Below are 14,508 nucleotides of genomic sequence, written 5' to 3' on the forward strand. Positions count from 1 at the left end.
TATATAAGCGCCTATATTTGGCGACAATTCTCGGCAAAAACCCTTTTCACGGAGGCGCATCCCCTATGCGTACCAACACTCAGACCAAACGTGAGCTGGACAAGATCGACCGCAACATTTTGCGGATCCTGCAGGCGGACGGGCGGATTTCCTTCACCGAGCTCGGGGAAAAGGTCGGCCTCTCCACCACGCCGTGCACCGAGCGGGTGCGGCGTCTGGAGCGTGAGGGGATCATCATGGGCTACAACGCCCGGCTGAATCCGCAGCATTTGAAGGGTAGCTTGCTGGTGTTCGTCGAGATCAGCCTCGACTACAAATCCGGCGACACTTTCGAAGAGTTCCGACGCGCGGTGCTGAAGTTGCCGCATGTGTTGGAGTGCCACTTGGTGTCAGGGGATTTCGACTATCTGGTGAAGGCGCGGATTTCCGAGATGGCCTCGTACCGCAAGCTGTTGGGCGATATTTTGTTGAAGCTGCCGCATGTGCGCGAGTCGAAGAGCTATATCGTGATGGAAGAGGTGAAGGAGAGCCTGAGCCTGCCGATCCCGGACTGATTTTTGCCGGGCCTGACCCGGCCCTATCGCTGGCAAGCCAGCTCCCACAGGTTCAGTGTCCAACGCAAATTCTGTGTCCGACAACAATAACTGTGGGAGCTGGCTTGCCAGCGATGGCCTCGACTCGGACCAGCGAACTGGCTAAACCAACACCTGCCGATTCGCCGCCATGTACTCGAAGATCTGCTTTTCTGCGCGCGGATGAATCAGCTCCACCGGCCCCCGCCCATTCGGGCACGGTAAGGTTTTGGTGGTGCCAAACAACCTGCAAATCAACGGTCGCTCGCCATACACCGTGCAGCCATTCGGCCCCAGGTGCACACAGTTCAGCTCTTCCATCGCCGCATCCTGCTCGGCGCGGGTCTTGCGCGGCAGGCGCGCCATTTCTTCCGGCGATGTTGTCACCGGCCCACAACAATCGTGGCAGCCGGGCACACACTCGAACGAGGGAATCTGCTGACGCAGGGTGCGGATTTTCTCGCTGTTGCAGCTCATCGAAACGGTGACCAACGTGGAATAGGCGGCAATTGTGCCGCAAAAGCCGCAATCCAGACACCGTAGACCGACCAATGTTGCCCACCTTCGCGGGTGCGGCTTATGCTCCGTCAAATTTTCTCGACACCCCGCTCAGGATGACGCCCATGACCGCCCGCGCCCAAACCACCGCGAGCCAACCCCACGTTGCCTCTTACTACGCCGCCAGCAGCCTGCCGCAACCGGACCATACGCGGCTGCAAGGTGAAGTGATTGCCGACGTGTGCGTGGTCGGCGGCGGCTTTTCCGGGCTGAACACCGCGCTGGAACTGGCCGAACGTGGCCTCAGCGTGGTGCTGCTGGAAGCACACAGGATCGGCTGGGGCGCCAGCGGTCGCAATGGTGGGCAACTGATTCGCGGCGTCGGTCATGGTCTCGACCAGTTCACCAACGTGATCGGCACCGACGGCGTGCGGCAGATGAAATTGATGGGGCTGGAAGCCGTGGAAATCGTCCGCCAGCGCGTCGAGCGCTTCCAGATCCCCTGCGACTTGACCTGGGGTTACTGCGACCTCGCCAACAAGCCGTCTGACCTCGAGGGTTTTGCCGAGGACGCCGAAGAGCTGCGCAGCCTTGGTTATCGCTACGAAACCCGTCTGCTGCAAGCCAATGAAATGCACACGGTGGTCGGTTCCAAACGCTACGTTGGCGGCCTGGTCGATATGGGGTCCGGGCATCTGCATCCGCTGAATCTGGCATTGGGCGAAGCCGCAGCGGCGCAGCAACTGGGCGTGCAGCTGTTCGAGCAATCGGCGGTGACCCGCATTGATTACGGCCCTGAAGTGAAAGTGCACACGGCGCAAGGCTCGGTGCGGGCGAAGACGCTAGTGTTGGGATGCAATGCCTATCTCAATGGCCTCAACCCGCAACTCAGCGGAAAGGTCCTGCCCGCCGGCAGCTACATCATCGCCACCGAGCCGCTGTCCGAAGAGCAGGCGCATGGCCTTTTGCCGCAAAACATGGCGGTCTGCGACCAGCGTGTGGCGCTGGATTACTACCGGCTCTCGGCGGATCGCCGATTGCTGTTCGGCGGCGCCTGTCATTACTCGGGGCGCGACCCGAAGGACATCGCCGCGTACATGCAGCCGAAGATGCTCGAAGTTTTCCCGCAACTGGCCGGAGTAAACATTGATTATCAGTGGGGCGGCATGATCGGCATCGGCGCCAACCGTTTGCCGCAGATCGGTCGGCTCGCGGACCAACCGAACGTGTATTACGCCCAGGCGTATTCAGGGCACGGGGTGAATGCCACGCACCTGGCGGGTAAGTTGCTCGCCGAGGCGATCAGCGGGCAGCACAGCGGCGGCTTTGATCTGTTTGCCAAGGTGCCGCATATCACCTTTCCAGGGGGCAAGCATTTGCGCTCGCCGTTGCTGGCGCTGGGGATGTTGTGGCATCGCCTTAAAGAACTGGTCTGATGTTTTTGCGGTGGATGTGAAGGCCCTATCGCGAGCAGGCTCACTCCTACAGTTGAAATGCGTTCCCCCTGTAGGAGTGAGCCTGCTCGCGATGCCCGAAAGAACAATACAGATCTCAGATCCGCCAGAACGGCTTCAAGCCCTCCTCCAGCGCCTGCTCCCGCGTCAGCCCGACATCCTTGAGCTGCTCGGGCGTCAAACCGAGCAACGCCTTGCGCGTGTGCAGACGATGCCAGAACAGACCCAAGCGACTGAGGTCGGACGGCGCGTTGCGCATGGCCGTGTTCCACGCACTGTCCTCCTGCCCTGCCTCCAGTTCCTGACTGTGTAACGTCAGCCGCACATCGCTCAAGCCGTTCATTTTTGTCGCTCCTGTTTACTTGGGTAGCCAGAGATTCCATGATGCGCGGGTCGGCAAAAGCATTACAGATTCAACACATCTGTATTATTTCCATACAGATTTGCTGTTTCTGCCACTGAATTGTCGATTTACGCCGCATCTGTACTGGTTTTTCGAATCACCTGCATCGAGGCAGTGCCATGACGCTTTATGTGAACCTCGCCGAGCTGCTCGGCACCCGCATCGAACAAGGCTTCTATCGTCCGGGTGACCGGTTGCCGTCGGTGCGCGCCTTGAGCGTAGAACATGGCGTCAGTCTCAGCACGGTGCAGCAGGCTTACCGCATGCTTGAGGACAGTGGCCTGGCCACGCCGAAACCCAAATCAGGCTATTTCGTGCCGGTCGGCCGCGAGTTGCCGGAGTTGCCCGCCGTCGGCCGTCCGGCGCAGCGGCCGGTGGAGATTTCACAGTGGGATCAGGTGCTGGAACTGATTCGCGCGGTGCCGCGCAAGGATGTGGTGCAACTCGGTCGTGGCATGCCCGACGTCACCTCACCGACCATGAAACCGCTGCTGCGTGGCCTGGCGCGAATCAGTCGTCGGCAGGACATGCCCGGTCTGTATTACGACAATATCCACGGCACCCTCGAACTGCGCGAACAGATCGCCCGATTGATGCTCGACTCCGGCTGCCAGTTGAGCGCCAGCGACCTCGTCGTCACCACCGGCTGCCACGAAGCGCTGTCCACCAGCATCCACGCGATTTGTGAGCCGGGCGACATCGTCGCGGTGGATTCGCCGAGTTTTCACGGCGCCATGCAGACCCTCAAAGGGCTGGGCATGAAGGCTCTGGAAATCCCCACCGACCCGCTCACCGGCATCAGCCTCGAAGCGCTGGAACTGGCGCTGGAGCAATGGCCGATCAAGGTCATTCAGCTCACGCCCAACTGCAACAATCCGCTCGGCTACATCATGCCGGAGTCGCGCAAACGCGCCCTGCTCAACCTCGCGCAGCGCTTCGACGTGGCGATTATCGAAGACGATGTATACGGAGAACTGGCCTACACCTACCCCCGTCCGCGCACGATCAAATCCTTCGATGAAGATGGCCGGGTGTTGCTGTGCAGTTCGTTTTCCAAGACCCTGGCGCCGGGGCTGCGCATCGGCTGGGTTGCGCCGGGCCGCTATCTGGAACGCGTGCTGCACATGAAATACATCAGCACCGGTTCCACCGCGCCACAACCGCAGATCGCCATTGCAGAATTTCTCAAATCCGGCCACTTCGAACCGCATTTGCGGCGGATGCGCACGCAATACCAGCGCAATCGCGACCTGATGATCGACTGGGTAACCCGCTATTTCCCGGCCGGCACCCGCGCCAGCCGTCCGCAGGGCAGTTTCATGTTGTGGGTGGAATTGCCCGAAGGTTTTGACACCTTGAAACTCAATCGTGAGCTGCATGATCAAGGCGTACAGATTGCCGTCGGCAGCATCTTTTCCGCCTCGGGCAAGTACCGCAATTGCCTGCGCATGAACTACGCAGCAAAACCGACGCCGCAGATCGAAGAAGCGGTGCGCAAGGTCGGCGCGACGGCAATCCGGCTGCTGGCCGAAGCGAACACCCTCAACTCAGGCTGAAACGTGCAGGCGGATCGTCTTCAGTCGAGCAGAAATGTCCCCTGTGCCTCATGACGGGTCAAGTCGCGAACCCGGCTCATGGCTTCATCCACATGGGCCTCGATCCGCAACTCGACCTCCAGATGTCCGCCCTGGACAACTGCACCTGAACGCCATGTCACCAGGCGCTCACCCGGGCGCAACAGATCCGCCTCGACGGCGTCATCGCCGGCCCGCCGCAGTCGCACTGCCATTCCGTCCAGCCGCGCCGCAATGATGCGGATCTGAAACGTACCCGCAGACCAGCGGTAACGCTGGGCATCCGCCATCGTCGCAACGAACCCCCACGTCATGGCACGAGGAACGGCGCATTGAATTCGCAAATGGAGCGTGCGCCCACCGAAACCGCCGCCCTCACCGAACGAGCCCGAACGCTCGAACAGCTCGGCCCGAGTGAGTGATCCAAAATCCACCCCCACCGGGGACAGCCCCAGTCGGCATTGGTCGCTCGCCAGCGCAAAAGGTGAGAACAGGCAAACAAGCAAGACCACAGTAACCAATACATTCATGTCAGACACTCGCTCAGGACAGCTCGACAGGGGTGCACATCGCATCGACGCGCTCAATCTGTGCGCTGTCTTCGGGGGCATCGGAAAGGGCGAACTGCAAAATGCACCGTGTGGTGTCGGGCAGTTGCACCAGCAAGGTCTGATCGGACTTCACATCCGGCAGAAAAATGGTTCCGGACTCCAGCACGGTTGTCAGATAACGGCCCTGCTCGTCCTCGACTGTCAGCCCCTGAGTCAGCCACTGCCGATCAACTGTCATGGCCCTCAACAACAAACGCCTGACAGTCACGATAGAGAAATCCAGGTGCTTCACCGAGCCGCGCCCCATCGTCACCTCTTGCAACCCGTCGAGCACCTCGACATTACGCGGCAGACTCAAAGGATCGACTTCCAGCCTGGCCGTCGAATAGGCAGGGAGCGTCGCGGCTATCGCGTGGCCTGTGCCGTCGGTCCAGACCGGGCCCTGAGGCGTGTTCAGTTTGACGCCGGCCCGATCACCGGCCTTCAGCACGCCAATCGTGTCTCTTAGCGGATAGGGCGACAATGTCACACCGTCGCGATGAAACGCTGCGCCTCCACGTAGTCCCACGTCATAGTCCGTCGCACCGGAGCGCTGGCCGACCCCCAGATCAACGCTTGTGTAGTACGGCAGGGCGTTGATGCGCGCAGCGTAGTTGGCGGACGCCGCGTCCGGATATTCCGCCCGGACGGTGTAAGCCAGGTTTTCGCTGAGCACATCGCTGACCGCCAGGCCCTTGCGCGTTCCGGATTGTTCATCAGTGCGCAGGTAACTTCGCAGCCTCGCCTGACCGCCAAGCGGAACCCCCAGGGTCAGATAGGCGGAAGTACCCCGCCTCTCTCGCGATTGCCCCCCCACATCCCGTTCCAGACTGACGGAAAGGCTGATTCGCTGTGGCAATGTCCGTGACCAGGACAAACCCGTCCGCGATTGTGGCGGTGCGCCCTCGCTCAGGTAACGCGACCACGTCGCACCAAAGGCGCCCCAGTGTTCGGTCGAGAGATTGAGTGAACCCTGTAAGTGGTTGCGACTGCGTGACGCGGGCTCGCCGCGCTCCTGATTCCAGCCGGTATCCGATAGCGTGCGAAAACCCCCGCTCTGATGCACCGCGATCAGGCTGGTCGACAGTGTTGGCGATATTGACGCGTTAAGCGTCATCTGCACCTGATTGCCGGACACGCCCTCGACGCCCGCGTCAGAAAACACTTGTTGCACGCCCAGGTTGAGATCGCCCCACTGCCTTTGCAACCCCCAACCCGCCGACAGATAGTCCGTTCCCACCAACAAGCCGCCGGTGATGCGACTGACTCGGTTCCAGTCCCAGTCCTTGCTGAATGTGGCAAAGGACGGCGCATGTCGGTCGTCCGTTCCCAGTCGCCGTACGCTACCGAGCGCAAAATTGAATCCACCCGTCCCCTCAACCATCCCCTCGCGCAGGTTGGCAGACGGAACCTGGTATCGCCGTATCTGCCCATCTTGCTCGTGGACGCTCACTTCAAGATCGAGCTGATTGCTCAACAGTGGCAACGCGCGCAACGTAAAGGGGCCGCCCGGCACCATCGTGGTGTAGATCACCACACCGTTCTGCCGGACCTCGATCCGGGACGGCGAGTAAGCCACCCCTTCGACGTGACCACGAGCACCGTTCTGCGCGGCACGCAACTGCGCGAATGCCGTCTCGGGAAGGATCTGCACACCAGTGAAGGATTCACCGGCAAAGAGCGCTGAGGCCAGATTCAACTGACCGACTTGCACACTGGCCTCGTAGGCCTCCAACGTGCGCATGCCATAGGCGTAAAGATGTTCGAATCGCGTACTGCCGGGTAACGCCGTGTAAGACTGCCGGCTGCGCAATATCCAGTTTCCGGCATTCAAGCCGACTTCGGAGCCAAGGTTTCGATAAGTGCTGCGCTGCCCTCCGAGCTCGCTGCCCGCCACCAGCAAGTCGTAGTTGAACACGCCGGCGACACCGCCATCGTCAAAGTCATGCGCGGTACGCTCCGGCAACGCAAGGGTTCTGGTGGGCACCAACAACTCGACCTGCTCCCTGCCTGGATACAGCTGCACAATGGCGTCGGGAAAACCTTCTGTGACGGTCACGCATCCATCCGGTTGCGACTTGGCCACCGGAGACAAGGGCCGTATGCCGGCAGCCTTCAGCCACTGCGGCTCCAGACACAACTCGCCATGAGCACTGAAGGTCATGCGCACGCGCCCCTTGGGCTGACCGTTGACCTCCAGCGCGACTAAACGCGAGCCTTGGGTAAAGCGCGGCGAATCACGAAAATATTGCGCCAGTGCCGGATCGATTCCGCGGTCCTTCAGTACTTTGGCATCAAATTCCACAGGCTCGCGCGCTGTCACGAAACTCGAACCGCTCACCAGAACCACCATCAGGCAACGGCGAAAATTGACCCACACTAGCGAGTGACCGGGGCATCGAAGTGTTCAACCGAAAATCCGTAAGTGGTCGCCGGATAGATCCGCACCGACATTGTTCGTACGGAGGTGCTCAAGGGCAGCGCAATGTTCAAGCGTTCGCCGGGCAAGATGTAGGTGCGCGGCAAATTGGCCATGTCTGAGCCGGGCAACGGCACAAAGGCTTTGGCCAGCCGTACGACATAAGGGCTGGGGTTGAACACCTGTAGGCCGCCAGGTGTGGCACTCCAGCTCAGTCGTTTCCACGGCTCTCGCTCAACCGCCAACCCAGCGGGACGCAGAATCACCGGCAAATTCTGCCTTATCCCCAGGCTGACTCGGGCGCCACTGGAATCTGCTGCAGGAGCAATGCCTTCGAACACCACCCGCTTCAAGCGCTCGACCTGCAAAGATCGGGGGTTTTGCAGGATGAACCGCACCTGCTGAATGCTGCCCGCTTCGACGCGCGCCAGAGGAGGCGTAACGAGGAGCAGTATTTCATCATCCTGCTCGACGTTTTTAACACTTGAATGCAGCAACGCAGGATGCAAATCCGTGTTGCGCACATTCATGACGGCTTCACCCACGCCCTCCTCCACCACGAGGACCGGCGTTTGTGGAACCATGCCGGCGGAGTGGGCGATAGTGATCGAAAGCCAGGCGAGCGGGCACAGCAGTGCCGCCTTGAACAAAAGACTGAGAGAAATAGGCATCGGGATATCCGGGAGAATCCTGGGAGCGCCCCGGGCCGTGCCGGGGCGCTCTTGCATGGGCGAACGGTACTCGACGATACGCAACCGCCGGGGCAGGCCGTCAGATGTAGAAAATGTCGAACGTTACCGAGCCATCAAGCGGGATTTCGTTGGCAATCGGCAAAGCGTTGCTGGGGCCAATGATCGGCAGCAAGTGCATCGGGAAGGCATGGTGCCTGGCTCCGATCGGACCGGTGGCGGCGCTAATACCCCAGGAATACAAATCCGGTGCATTTCTCACCAATGTGCTGGTGGGCACCTGCCAAGGAGACAGGAAGCTCGCTCGGGTCAGCAACGCCCGGCCCGTGCCGTCGGTTTCGGGAGTGCCGTGACGCAGGGCAAATCCACCAATGCGCGTGCCATTGATATCGCCGAGACCGAAGAACAGTGCCGGATCAGTCTGGCCCGTGCCATCGCTGATGCCAGGCAATTTGGTTGCCTCGCGGTTATCGCGAACCGACACTTCAACTTGTGCCACAGCATCGCAGTTGATGGTCAGCGAAACATCGCGACCTGCGAGAATGGTTTGCGCTGTCTGATTCAGTGTTGCAGCGGAGATCTTGCGCAAATCCACTGTCCCACCGCCGGCAAAGGCAGGAATGCAGGCGGTTGGAATGATGGTGCCGATAACGTTCAGGTCAACGCTTTCGGCCATCGCCGATACGGGTAGAAGCATCGCCGCCAGAGCAGCAATCCGAATTGTCTTTTTCATAAGTCGTCATATCCATTTAAATGAAAGTTCGTTCCCTACTAACTTTTGATGCAAGTAAGCGGGTAGATGATTGCGGCTTATGAGAGATAAATCTGTAGGAAACGACACTGATCACAAAGGGAAAGCACGACAACTTCTATAGGCAAAATTCGTTTACTAACTCTTTCCTACTGCATGAACAGCACGCACTTACTGCCAGCGTTGATGTCATTGCAGTGCGTGCCATACTTCGCCTCCTGTCACGATTTGAGAACACAACGTGCGCCCTGGACTAAAGCTGTTTGCTGTGTGCCTTCTGGTCACTTGGATCGCTGGATGTGCCGGCCTCGAAATACCTCGCGAACCCAGCCAGGCATTACCAGCCGGAGACTCCAGCTTTGGTCGCTCGATCCAGGCACAGGCCGCGCCACATCAGGGGCGCTCCGGTTTCCGTCTACTGTCCAACAGCACCGAAGCCTTCACCGCCCGCGCCGAACTGATCCGCAATGCACAAAACAGCCTCGACCTGCAGTACTACATTGTCCATGACGGCATCAGCACGCGGATGCTGGTGGAAGAACTGCTCAAGGCTGCCGACCGTGGCGTCCGGGTGCGGGTTCTGCTCGATGACACCACCAGCGACGGCCTCGACCAGATCATCGCTACCCTCGCGGCGCATCCGCAGATCCAGATTCGCCTGTTCAATCCGTTGCACCTGGGTCGTAGCACGGGTGTCACGCGGGCAGCCGGGCGCCTGTTCAATCTGTCGCTGCAACATCGGCGGATGCACAACAAGCTGTGGCTGGCGGACAACAGCGTGGCGATTGTCGGCGGACGCAACCTGGGCGACGAGTATTTCGATGCCGAGCCAAACCTGAATTTCACCGACATCGACATGCTCAGCGTCGGCCCGGTGGCCGAACAGCTCGGGCACAGTTTCGACCAGTACTGGAACAGTGCGCTGAGCAAGCCGATCGACGAGTTTCTCTCGAGCAGACCGACCGCCAAGGACTTGCAGAACACCCGCACACGCCTGGAAGAATCCCTCGAAGAAACCCGCAAGCAGAATCACGCGCTGTATCAGCAGCTGATGACGTTCAAGACCGAACCGCGCATGGACATCTGGCGCAAGGAGCTGATCTGGGCGTGGAATCAGGCACTGTGGGATGCACCAAGCAAGGTGTTGGCCAAGGCCGAGCCTGATCCGCAATTGCTGCTGACCACGCAACTGGCGCCGGAACTGCGCGGCGTCAGCAAAGAACTGATCATGATCTCTGCCTACTTCGTTCCGGGCCAGCCGGGGCTTGTGTACTTGACCGGACGCGCCGACGCCGGAGTCTCGGTGAGCTTGCTGACCAACTCACTGGAGGCCACAGATGTGCCGGCGGTGCACGGTGGCTACGCGCCTTATCGCAAGGCACTGCTGGAGCATGGGGTGAAATTGTTCGAACTGCGGCGCCAGCCGGGGGACGGTGGCGGCAGCGCCCCGCACGTGTTCTACAGCAAATCGTTTCGCGGCTCGGATTCGAGCCTGCACAGCAAGGCGATGATCTTCGACCGGCAAAAAGCGTTTATCGGCTCGTTCAACTTCGACCCTCGCTCAGTGCTGTGGAACACCGAGGTGGGCGTGCTGGTGGACAGTCCGGAGCTGGCCGAACACGTCCGCGAACTGGCGTTGCAAGGTATGGCGCCGGCGCTCAGCTACGAAGCGAAAATGCAGAATGGAAATATCGTCTGGGTGACCGAGGACAACGGCCAGATGCACACGCTGACCAAGGAGCCTGGGAGCTGGTGGCGGCGCTTAAATGCGTGGTTCAGCACCTCGGTCGGTTTGGAACGGATGTTGTAGCCGGACACGCAGCTTCTACTGTGAGAGGAGGCTCTTGTGGTGAGGGGATTTATCCCCGATAAACTGCATAGCAGTCCCGCTGTCATGTGGAAAAAAGCAGGGCCGCTGCGCGCCCCATCGGGGATGAATCCCCTCACCACAAGGTAATCACAAACTTTGCAACCAGACTCAGGCCGGCTCGGCCACCGTACCGAATGCACCTTGGCGCATAAGGAGAATCACCAGCCCGAACGCCCCAGCCGCCATCAACCACGGCAATGCATGCCCACTGACCCACTGACTGCCCGCCCCCGCCATCAAAGGCCCGATCAGACAACCCACACCCCACAGCTGGGCAATGTGCGCATTGGCCCGCACCAGCGCATCGTCGCGATAGCGCTCACCGATCAGGATCAGTGACAAGGTGAACAGCCCGCCGGCGCGGGCCCCGAACAGCACCCACAACGGCCAGATCAGCGGCGTGTCGATCAGCATTGGAATCGCCAGGCTCGACAGCATCAACACCACCGCGCAGCCGGTGAACAACGTGCGCCGCGACAGGTAATCGGCCAACGCGCCAATCGGCAGTTGCAGCAACGCATCGCCGACCACCACCGTGCTGACCATCGCCAACGCGATCTCGGCGGTGAAGCCCTGCTGCAGGCAGTACACCGGCAGCAGCGTCAGGATCATCGCCTCGAACGCGGCGAACAACGACACCGCCCAGGCAATCGCTGGCAGCTCCCGAGCAAAACCCCACAGATCGCTGAAGGTCACGCTGCTCGCTTCACTGCTCGGCGCACCGCTGCGGCGCAGCAACAGCAAGGGCGAGATCGTCAGCAGCGCAACACCAACCCAGAAGCCGTAATCGTGTTCGGTGCCGAGCGCGCCCAGCAGCAACGGACCAGACAGTTGGCTCAACGCATAGCTGCTGCCATACAGCGCCACCAGCCGCCCGCGCCAGTGCTCCACCACCAATTGGTTGATCCAGCTCTCGCCGAGGATAAAAACGATGGTCAGGATCACGCCGATCATCAAGCGCAACAGCAGCCAGATCGGGTAACTCGGCAGCAGCGCCAGCAAACCGATCGACAGGGCTCCGGCCCACAGGCACAGGCGCATCAGGTTCGCCGTGCCGAAACGCGCCGCCAGATGACTGGAAATCTTCGCGCCCAACAACACGCCAATCGCCGGCATCGCTGCCATCACGCCGATGGCGAAAGAGCCGTAACCCCAGCTCTCCAGACGCAACGACACCAGTGGCATGCTGACCCCCAGGGCCAGGCCGACACTCAAGACAGACGCCAACACGGCGAAATACGTCGCCCAACGCATGGTCCACGCTCCTGTGGATTATTTTTATGTGCACCACAAAACCAAATGTGGGAGCAAACCCTGTGGCAAGGGGATCATCCCCGACAGGTCGCGCAGCGACCTCAAAACCTGCACCCTCGCATGCACTGGTTTTGCGACTGCTTCGCAGCCGATCAGGGGATGAATCCCCTCACCACAAAAGTTTGCTCCCACAGGGGGATCTCTGTAGTTGGAAGCCTGAACGAGTCAGGCTCCCGCTAAAGGCTTACAGCTTGATCCACGTCGCTTTCAGCTCGGTGTACTTGTCGAACGCGTGCAGCGATTTATCGCGACCGTTTCCCGACTGCTTGAAGCCGCCGAATGGCGCGGTCATGTCGCCGCCGTCGTACTGGTTGACCCACACGCTGCCGGCGCGCAGTGCCTTGGCGGTCAGGTGTGCCTTGGAGATGTCCTGAGTCCACACCGCAGCGGCGAGGCCATAAGGCGTGTCGTTGGCAATCTGGATCGCCTCTTCGGCTGTATCAAAAGCGATGACCGACAGCACCGGCCCGAAGATCTCTTCCTGAGCGATCTTCATGGCGTTGCTCACGCCGTCGAAAATCGTTGGCTCAACATACGTGCCGCCGGTTTCCTGAAGGATGCGCTTGCCACCGGCCACCAGTTTGGCGCCATCGGCATGACCGGATTCGATGTACGACAGCACGGTGTTCATCTGCTGGGTATCGACCAGCGCGCCAACGTTGGTCGCCGGATCCAGCGGATTGCCCGGTTTCCAGGTTTTCAGCGCCTCAATGACCATCGGCAGGAATTTGTCCTTGATCGAACGCTCGACCAGCAGACGCGAACCGGCGGTGCACACTTCGCCCTGGTTGAAGGCGATGGCGCTGGCGGCGGATTCGGCAGCAGCCTGCAGATCCGGCGCATCGGCAAAGACGATGTTCGGGCTCTTGCCACCGGCTTCCAGCCAGACGCGTTTCATGTTCGATTCGCCGGAGTAGATCATCAGTTGCTTGGCGATCTTGGTCGAACCGGTGAACACCAGAGTGTCGACATCGTTGTGCAGGGCCAACGCCTTGCCAACGGTGTGACCGTAACCCGGCAGCACGTTGAGCACGCCTTTCGGGATGCCGGCTTCGACTGCCAGCGCGGCGATGCGGATGGCGGTCAGCGGGGATTTTTCCGACGGCTTGAGGATCACCGAGTTACCCGTCGACAGCGCCGGGCCGAGCTTCCAGCAGGCCATCATCAGCGGGAAGTTCCACGGCACGATGGCGCCAACCACGCCGACCGGCTCGCGGGTCACCAGACCCAGTTGATCGTGCGGGGTGGCCGCGACTTCGTCGTAGATCTTGTCGATCGCCTCACCGCTCCAGCTCAGCGCTTGCGCCGCGCCCGGAACGTCGATGTACAACGAGTCACTGATCGGTTTGCCCATATCGAGGGTTTCGAGCAGGGCCAGCTCTTCGGCGTGCTGCTTGAGCAGGCCGGCGAAACGGATCATGGTGGCTTTGCGTTTGGTCGGTGCCAGGCGCGACCAGACGCCGGAATTGAAGGTGGCGCGGGCGTTTTCCACGGCGCGCTGGGCGTCGGCGGCGTCACAGCTGGCAATCTTGCCCAGCAGACGGCCATCGACCGGGCTGATGCACTCGAAGGTCTCGCCGGAAACGGCGTCGGTATATTCGCCGTTGAGGTAGGCGCGGCCTTCGATCTTCAGGTCGCGGGCGCGTTGTTCCCAATCGGCACGAGTCAGGGTGGTCATTCGAGTGTCCTCCTCTTGTTGAATAGAGCGCCGCGCTCTTCGCGGACGTCTTCAGGAATTCTGCCAGGCCAGCATGCTTTCGGCCCAAGGCACCCGCCACCCTAAACCAGCGGCCGGGGTTGTTTCAATATATTTGACATAAGCGCGCTATACGGCCTTGCGGTGTTCATTTTAATAAACATAGACTTTGGCCCTTTCAAGCCATCGCGCCGTCATCACGGGAGAAAACAACAATGAACATCCAGAACGTCGTCGACATCAGCCTGACCGGCAGCGAAGCCGAACGCTATCGCCCGGACCCGGCCAAAGTGCTCAAGGGCGACCCCGAACAAGCCGTGTTCCATCAATACGAAAGCCCTTGTGGGCAAATGGGTGTCGGCGTGTGGGAAGGCGCAGTCGGGCAATGGACGGTGAATTACACCGAGCATGAGTATTGCGAGATCCTGCAGGGAGTTTCGGTGCTGCGTGACAGCGATGGCAATGCCAAGACCTTGCGTGTTGGCGACCGCTTTGTGATTCCGGCTGGCTTCCGTGGCACTTGGGAAGTGCTGGAGGCGTGCCGCAAGATCTATGTGATCTTTGAACAGAAGGGCTGATCCGACACAGAAGGTGACGAGACAGGTAGGACGTGGGCAAGACCTTTGAGCGAAACTTCGCGAAGGCGCCGAATTTCAGCGTTAATTCCCATGCCGGCAC

Annotated in this window: 13 protein-coding genes; 5 read left to right on the forward strand and 8 right to left on the reverse strand. The window is 60.3% G+C overall.

Annotated features, from left to right (window positions below; translation table 11 throughout):
* The first annotated feature begins 65 nt into the window (after positions 1–65).
* On the forward strand, positions 66–554 hold the full coding sequence (locus KI231_RS28710) for an Lrp/AsnC ligand binding domain-containing protein (RefSeq protein WP_003177284.1): 489 nt from the start codon (positions 66–68) through the stop codon (positions 552–554).
* Positions 555–695: 141 nt separating this feature from the next.
* Here KI231_RS28710 and KI231_RS28715 read toward each other — a convergent pair whose 3' ends face one another.
* Positions 696–1,049, reverse strand: coding sequence for a YkgJ family cysteine cluster protein (locus tag KI231_RS28715; RefSeq protein WP_103302949.1), 354 nt, complete (start codon positions 1,047–1,049; stop codon positions 696–698).
* Between the two features lie 146 nt (positions 1,050–1,195).
* On the opposite strand from KI231_RS28715, the gene KI231_RS28720 reads away from it, so the two are divergent.
* Positions 1,196–2,506 carry an NAD(P)/FAD-dependent oxidoreductase gene (locus tag KI231_RS28720; RefSeq protein WP_213026957.1) on the forward strand — a complete coding sequence of 437 codons (1,311 nt, stop codon included), beginning with the start codon at positions 1,196–1,198 and terminating at the stop codon, positions 2,504–2,506.
* Positions 2,507–2,621: 115 nt separating this feature from the next.
* On the opposite strand, the gene KI231_RS28725 is transcribed toward KI231_RS28720, so the two are convergent.
* The gene (locus tag KI231_RS28725; protein ID WP_213026958.1) at positions 2,622–2,867 is read right to left on the reverse strand and encodes a DUF1127 domain-containing protein; all 246 of its coding nucleotides are present in this window, start codon (positions 2,865–2,867) and stop codon (positions 2,622–2,624) included.
* 179 nt (positions 2,868–3,046) lie between these two features.
* Between KI231_RS28725 and KI231_RS28730 the strand changes: the two genes are divergently transcribed.
* Positions 3,047–4,483, forward strand: coding sequence for an aminotransferase-like domain-containing protein (locus tag KI231_RS28730; protein WP_213026959.1), 1,437 nt, complete (start codon positions 3,047–3,049; stop codon positions 4,481–4,483).
* A gap of 20 nt (positions 4,484–4,503) precedes the next feature.
* On the opposite strand, the gene KI231_RS28735 is transcribed toward KI231_RS28730, so the two are convergent.
* From KI231_RS28735 to KI231_RS28750, 4 genes are read right to left on the reverse strand one after another with little or no spacing between them, the layout of a single operon-like run.
* Complete coding sequence (locus KI231_RS28735; RefSeq protein ID WP_213026960.1) at positions 4,504–5,031, reverse strand: hypothetical protein; 528 nt, start codon at positions 5,029–5,031, stop codon at positions 4,504–4,506.
* A gap of 13 nt (positions 5,032–5,044) precedes the next feature.
* Positions 5,045–7,432 (reverse strand): fimbria/pilus outer membrane usher protein, encoded by a 2,388-nt coding sequence (locus KI231_RS28740; protein WP_249412079.1) that lies wholly within the window; start codon positions 7,430–7,432, stop codon positions 5,045–5,047.
* Between the two features lie 38 nt (positions 7,433–7,470).
* Positions 7,471–8,238 (reverse strand): fimbria/pilus chaperone family protein, encoded by a 768-nt coding sequence (locus tag KI231_RS28745; protein WP_349306213.1) that lies wholly within the window; start codon positions 8,236–8,238, stop codon positions 7,471–7,473.
* A gap of 43 nt (positions 8,239–8,281) precedes the next feature.
* Positions 8,282–8,932, reverse strand: coding sequence for a DUF1120 domain-containing protein (locus tag KI231_RS28750; RefSeq protein ID WP_213026961.1), 651 nt, complete (start codon positions 8,930–8,932; stop codon positions 8,282–8,284).
* Positions 8,933–9,209: 277 nt separating this feature from the next.
* On the opposite strand from KI231_RS28750, the gene KI231_RS28755 reads away from it, so the two are divergent.
* The gene (locus KI231_RS28755) at positions 9,210–10,760 is read left to right on the forward strand and encodes a phospholipase D family protein (protein WP_213028849.1); all 1,551 of its coding nucleotides are present in this window, start codon (positions 9,210–9,212) and stop codon (positions 10,758–10,760) included.
* 168 nt (positions 10,761–10,928) lie between these two features.
* On the opposite strand, the gene KI231_RS28760 is transcribed toward KI231_RS28755, so the two are convergent.
* Positions 10,929–12,074: an MFS transporter gene (locus KI231_RS28760; RefSeq protein ID WP_213026962.1), complete on the reverse strand. Its 1,146-nt coding sequence runs from the start codon at positions 12,072–12,074 to the stop codon at positions 10,929–10,931.
* 244 nt (positions 12,075–12,318) lie between these two features.
* A complete protein-coding gene (locus tag KI231_RS28765; protein WP_213026963.1) occupies positions 12,319–13,812 on the reverse strand; it encodes an aldehyde dehydrogenase in 1,494 nt (497 codons plus the stop codon).
* A 233-nt stretch (positions 13,813–14,045) separates the two neighbouring features.
* Here KI231_RS28765 and KI231_RS28770 point away from each other — a divergent pair, with 233 nt between their 5' ends.
* Positions 14,046–14,408, forward strand: coding sequence for a cupin domain-containing protein (locus KI231_RS28770; protein WP_103302591.1), 363 nt, complete (start codon positions 14,046–14,048; stop codon positions 14,406–14,408).
* The last annotated feature ends 100 nt before the right edge of the window (positions 14,409–14,508 follow it).

This window comes from Pseudomonas sp. Seg1 (assembly GCF_018326005.1).
In the GTDB taxonomy this organism is placed as follows: Bacteria; Pseudomonadota; Gammaproteobacteria; order Pseudomonadales; family Pseudomonadaceae; genus Aquipseudomonas.

What these genes read in the sequence shown, in the direction of transcription:
- KI231_RS28725 (WP_213026958.1), bottom strand. Translation starts at nt 2,867, where the DNA reads ATGAACGGCTTGAGCGATGTGCGGCTGACGTTACACAGTCAGGAACTG.
- KI231_RS28765 (WP_213026963.1), bottom strand. Translation starts at nt 13,812, where the DNA reads ATGACCACCCTGACTCGTGCCGATTGGGAACAACGCGCCCGCGACCTG.
- KI231_RS28735 (WP_213026960.1), bottom strand. Translation starts at nt 5,031, where the DNA reads ATGAATGTATTGGTTACTGTGGTCTTGCTTGTTTGCCTGTTCTCACCT.
- KI231_RS28710 (WP_003177284.1), top strand. Translation starts at nt 66, where the DNA reads ATGCGTACCAACACTCAGACCAAACGTGAGCTGGACAAGATCGACCGC.
- KI231_RS28730 (WP_213026959.1), top strand. Translation starts at nt 3,047, where the DNA reads ATGACGCTTTATGTGAACCTCGCCGAGCTGCTCGGCACCCGCATCGAA.
- KI231_RS28720 (WP_213026957.1), top strand. Translation starts at nt 1,196, where the DNA reads ATGACCGCCCGCGCCCAAACCACCGCGAGCCAACCCCACGTTGCCTCT.
- KI231_RS28750 (WP_213026961.1), bottom strand. Translation starts at nt 8,932, where the DNA reads ATGAAAAAGACAATTCGGATTGCTGCTCTGGCGGCGATGCTTCTACCC.
- KI231_RS28770 (WP_103302591.1), top strand. Translation starts at nt 14,046, where the DNA reads ATGAACATCCAGAACGTCGTCGACATCAGCCTGACCGGCAGCGAAGCC.
- KI231_RS28745 (WP_349306213.1), bottom strand. Translation starts at nt 8,238, where the DNA reads ATGCAAGAGCGCCCCGGCACGGCCCGGGGCGCTCCCAGGATTCTCCCG.
- KI231_RS28760 (WP_213026962.1), bottom strand. Translation starts at nt 12,074, where the DNA reads ATGCGTTGGGCGACGTATTTCGCCGTGTTGGCGTCTGTCTTGAGTGTC.
- KI231_RS28715 (WP_103302949.1), bottom strand. Translation starts at nt 1,049, where the DNA reads ATGAGCTGCAACAGCGAGAAAATCCGCACCCTGCGTCAGCAGATTCCC.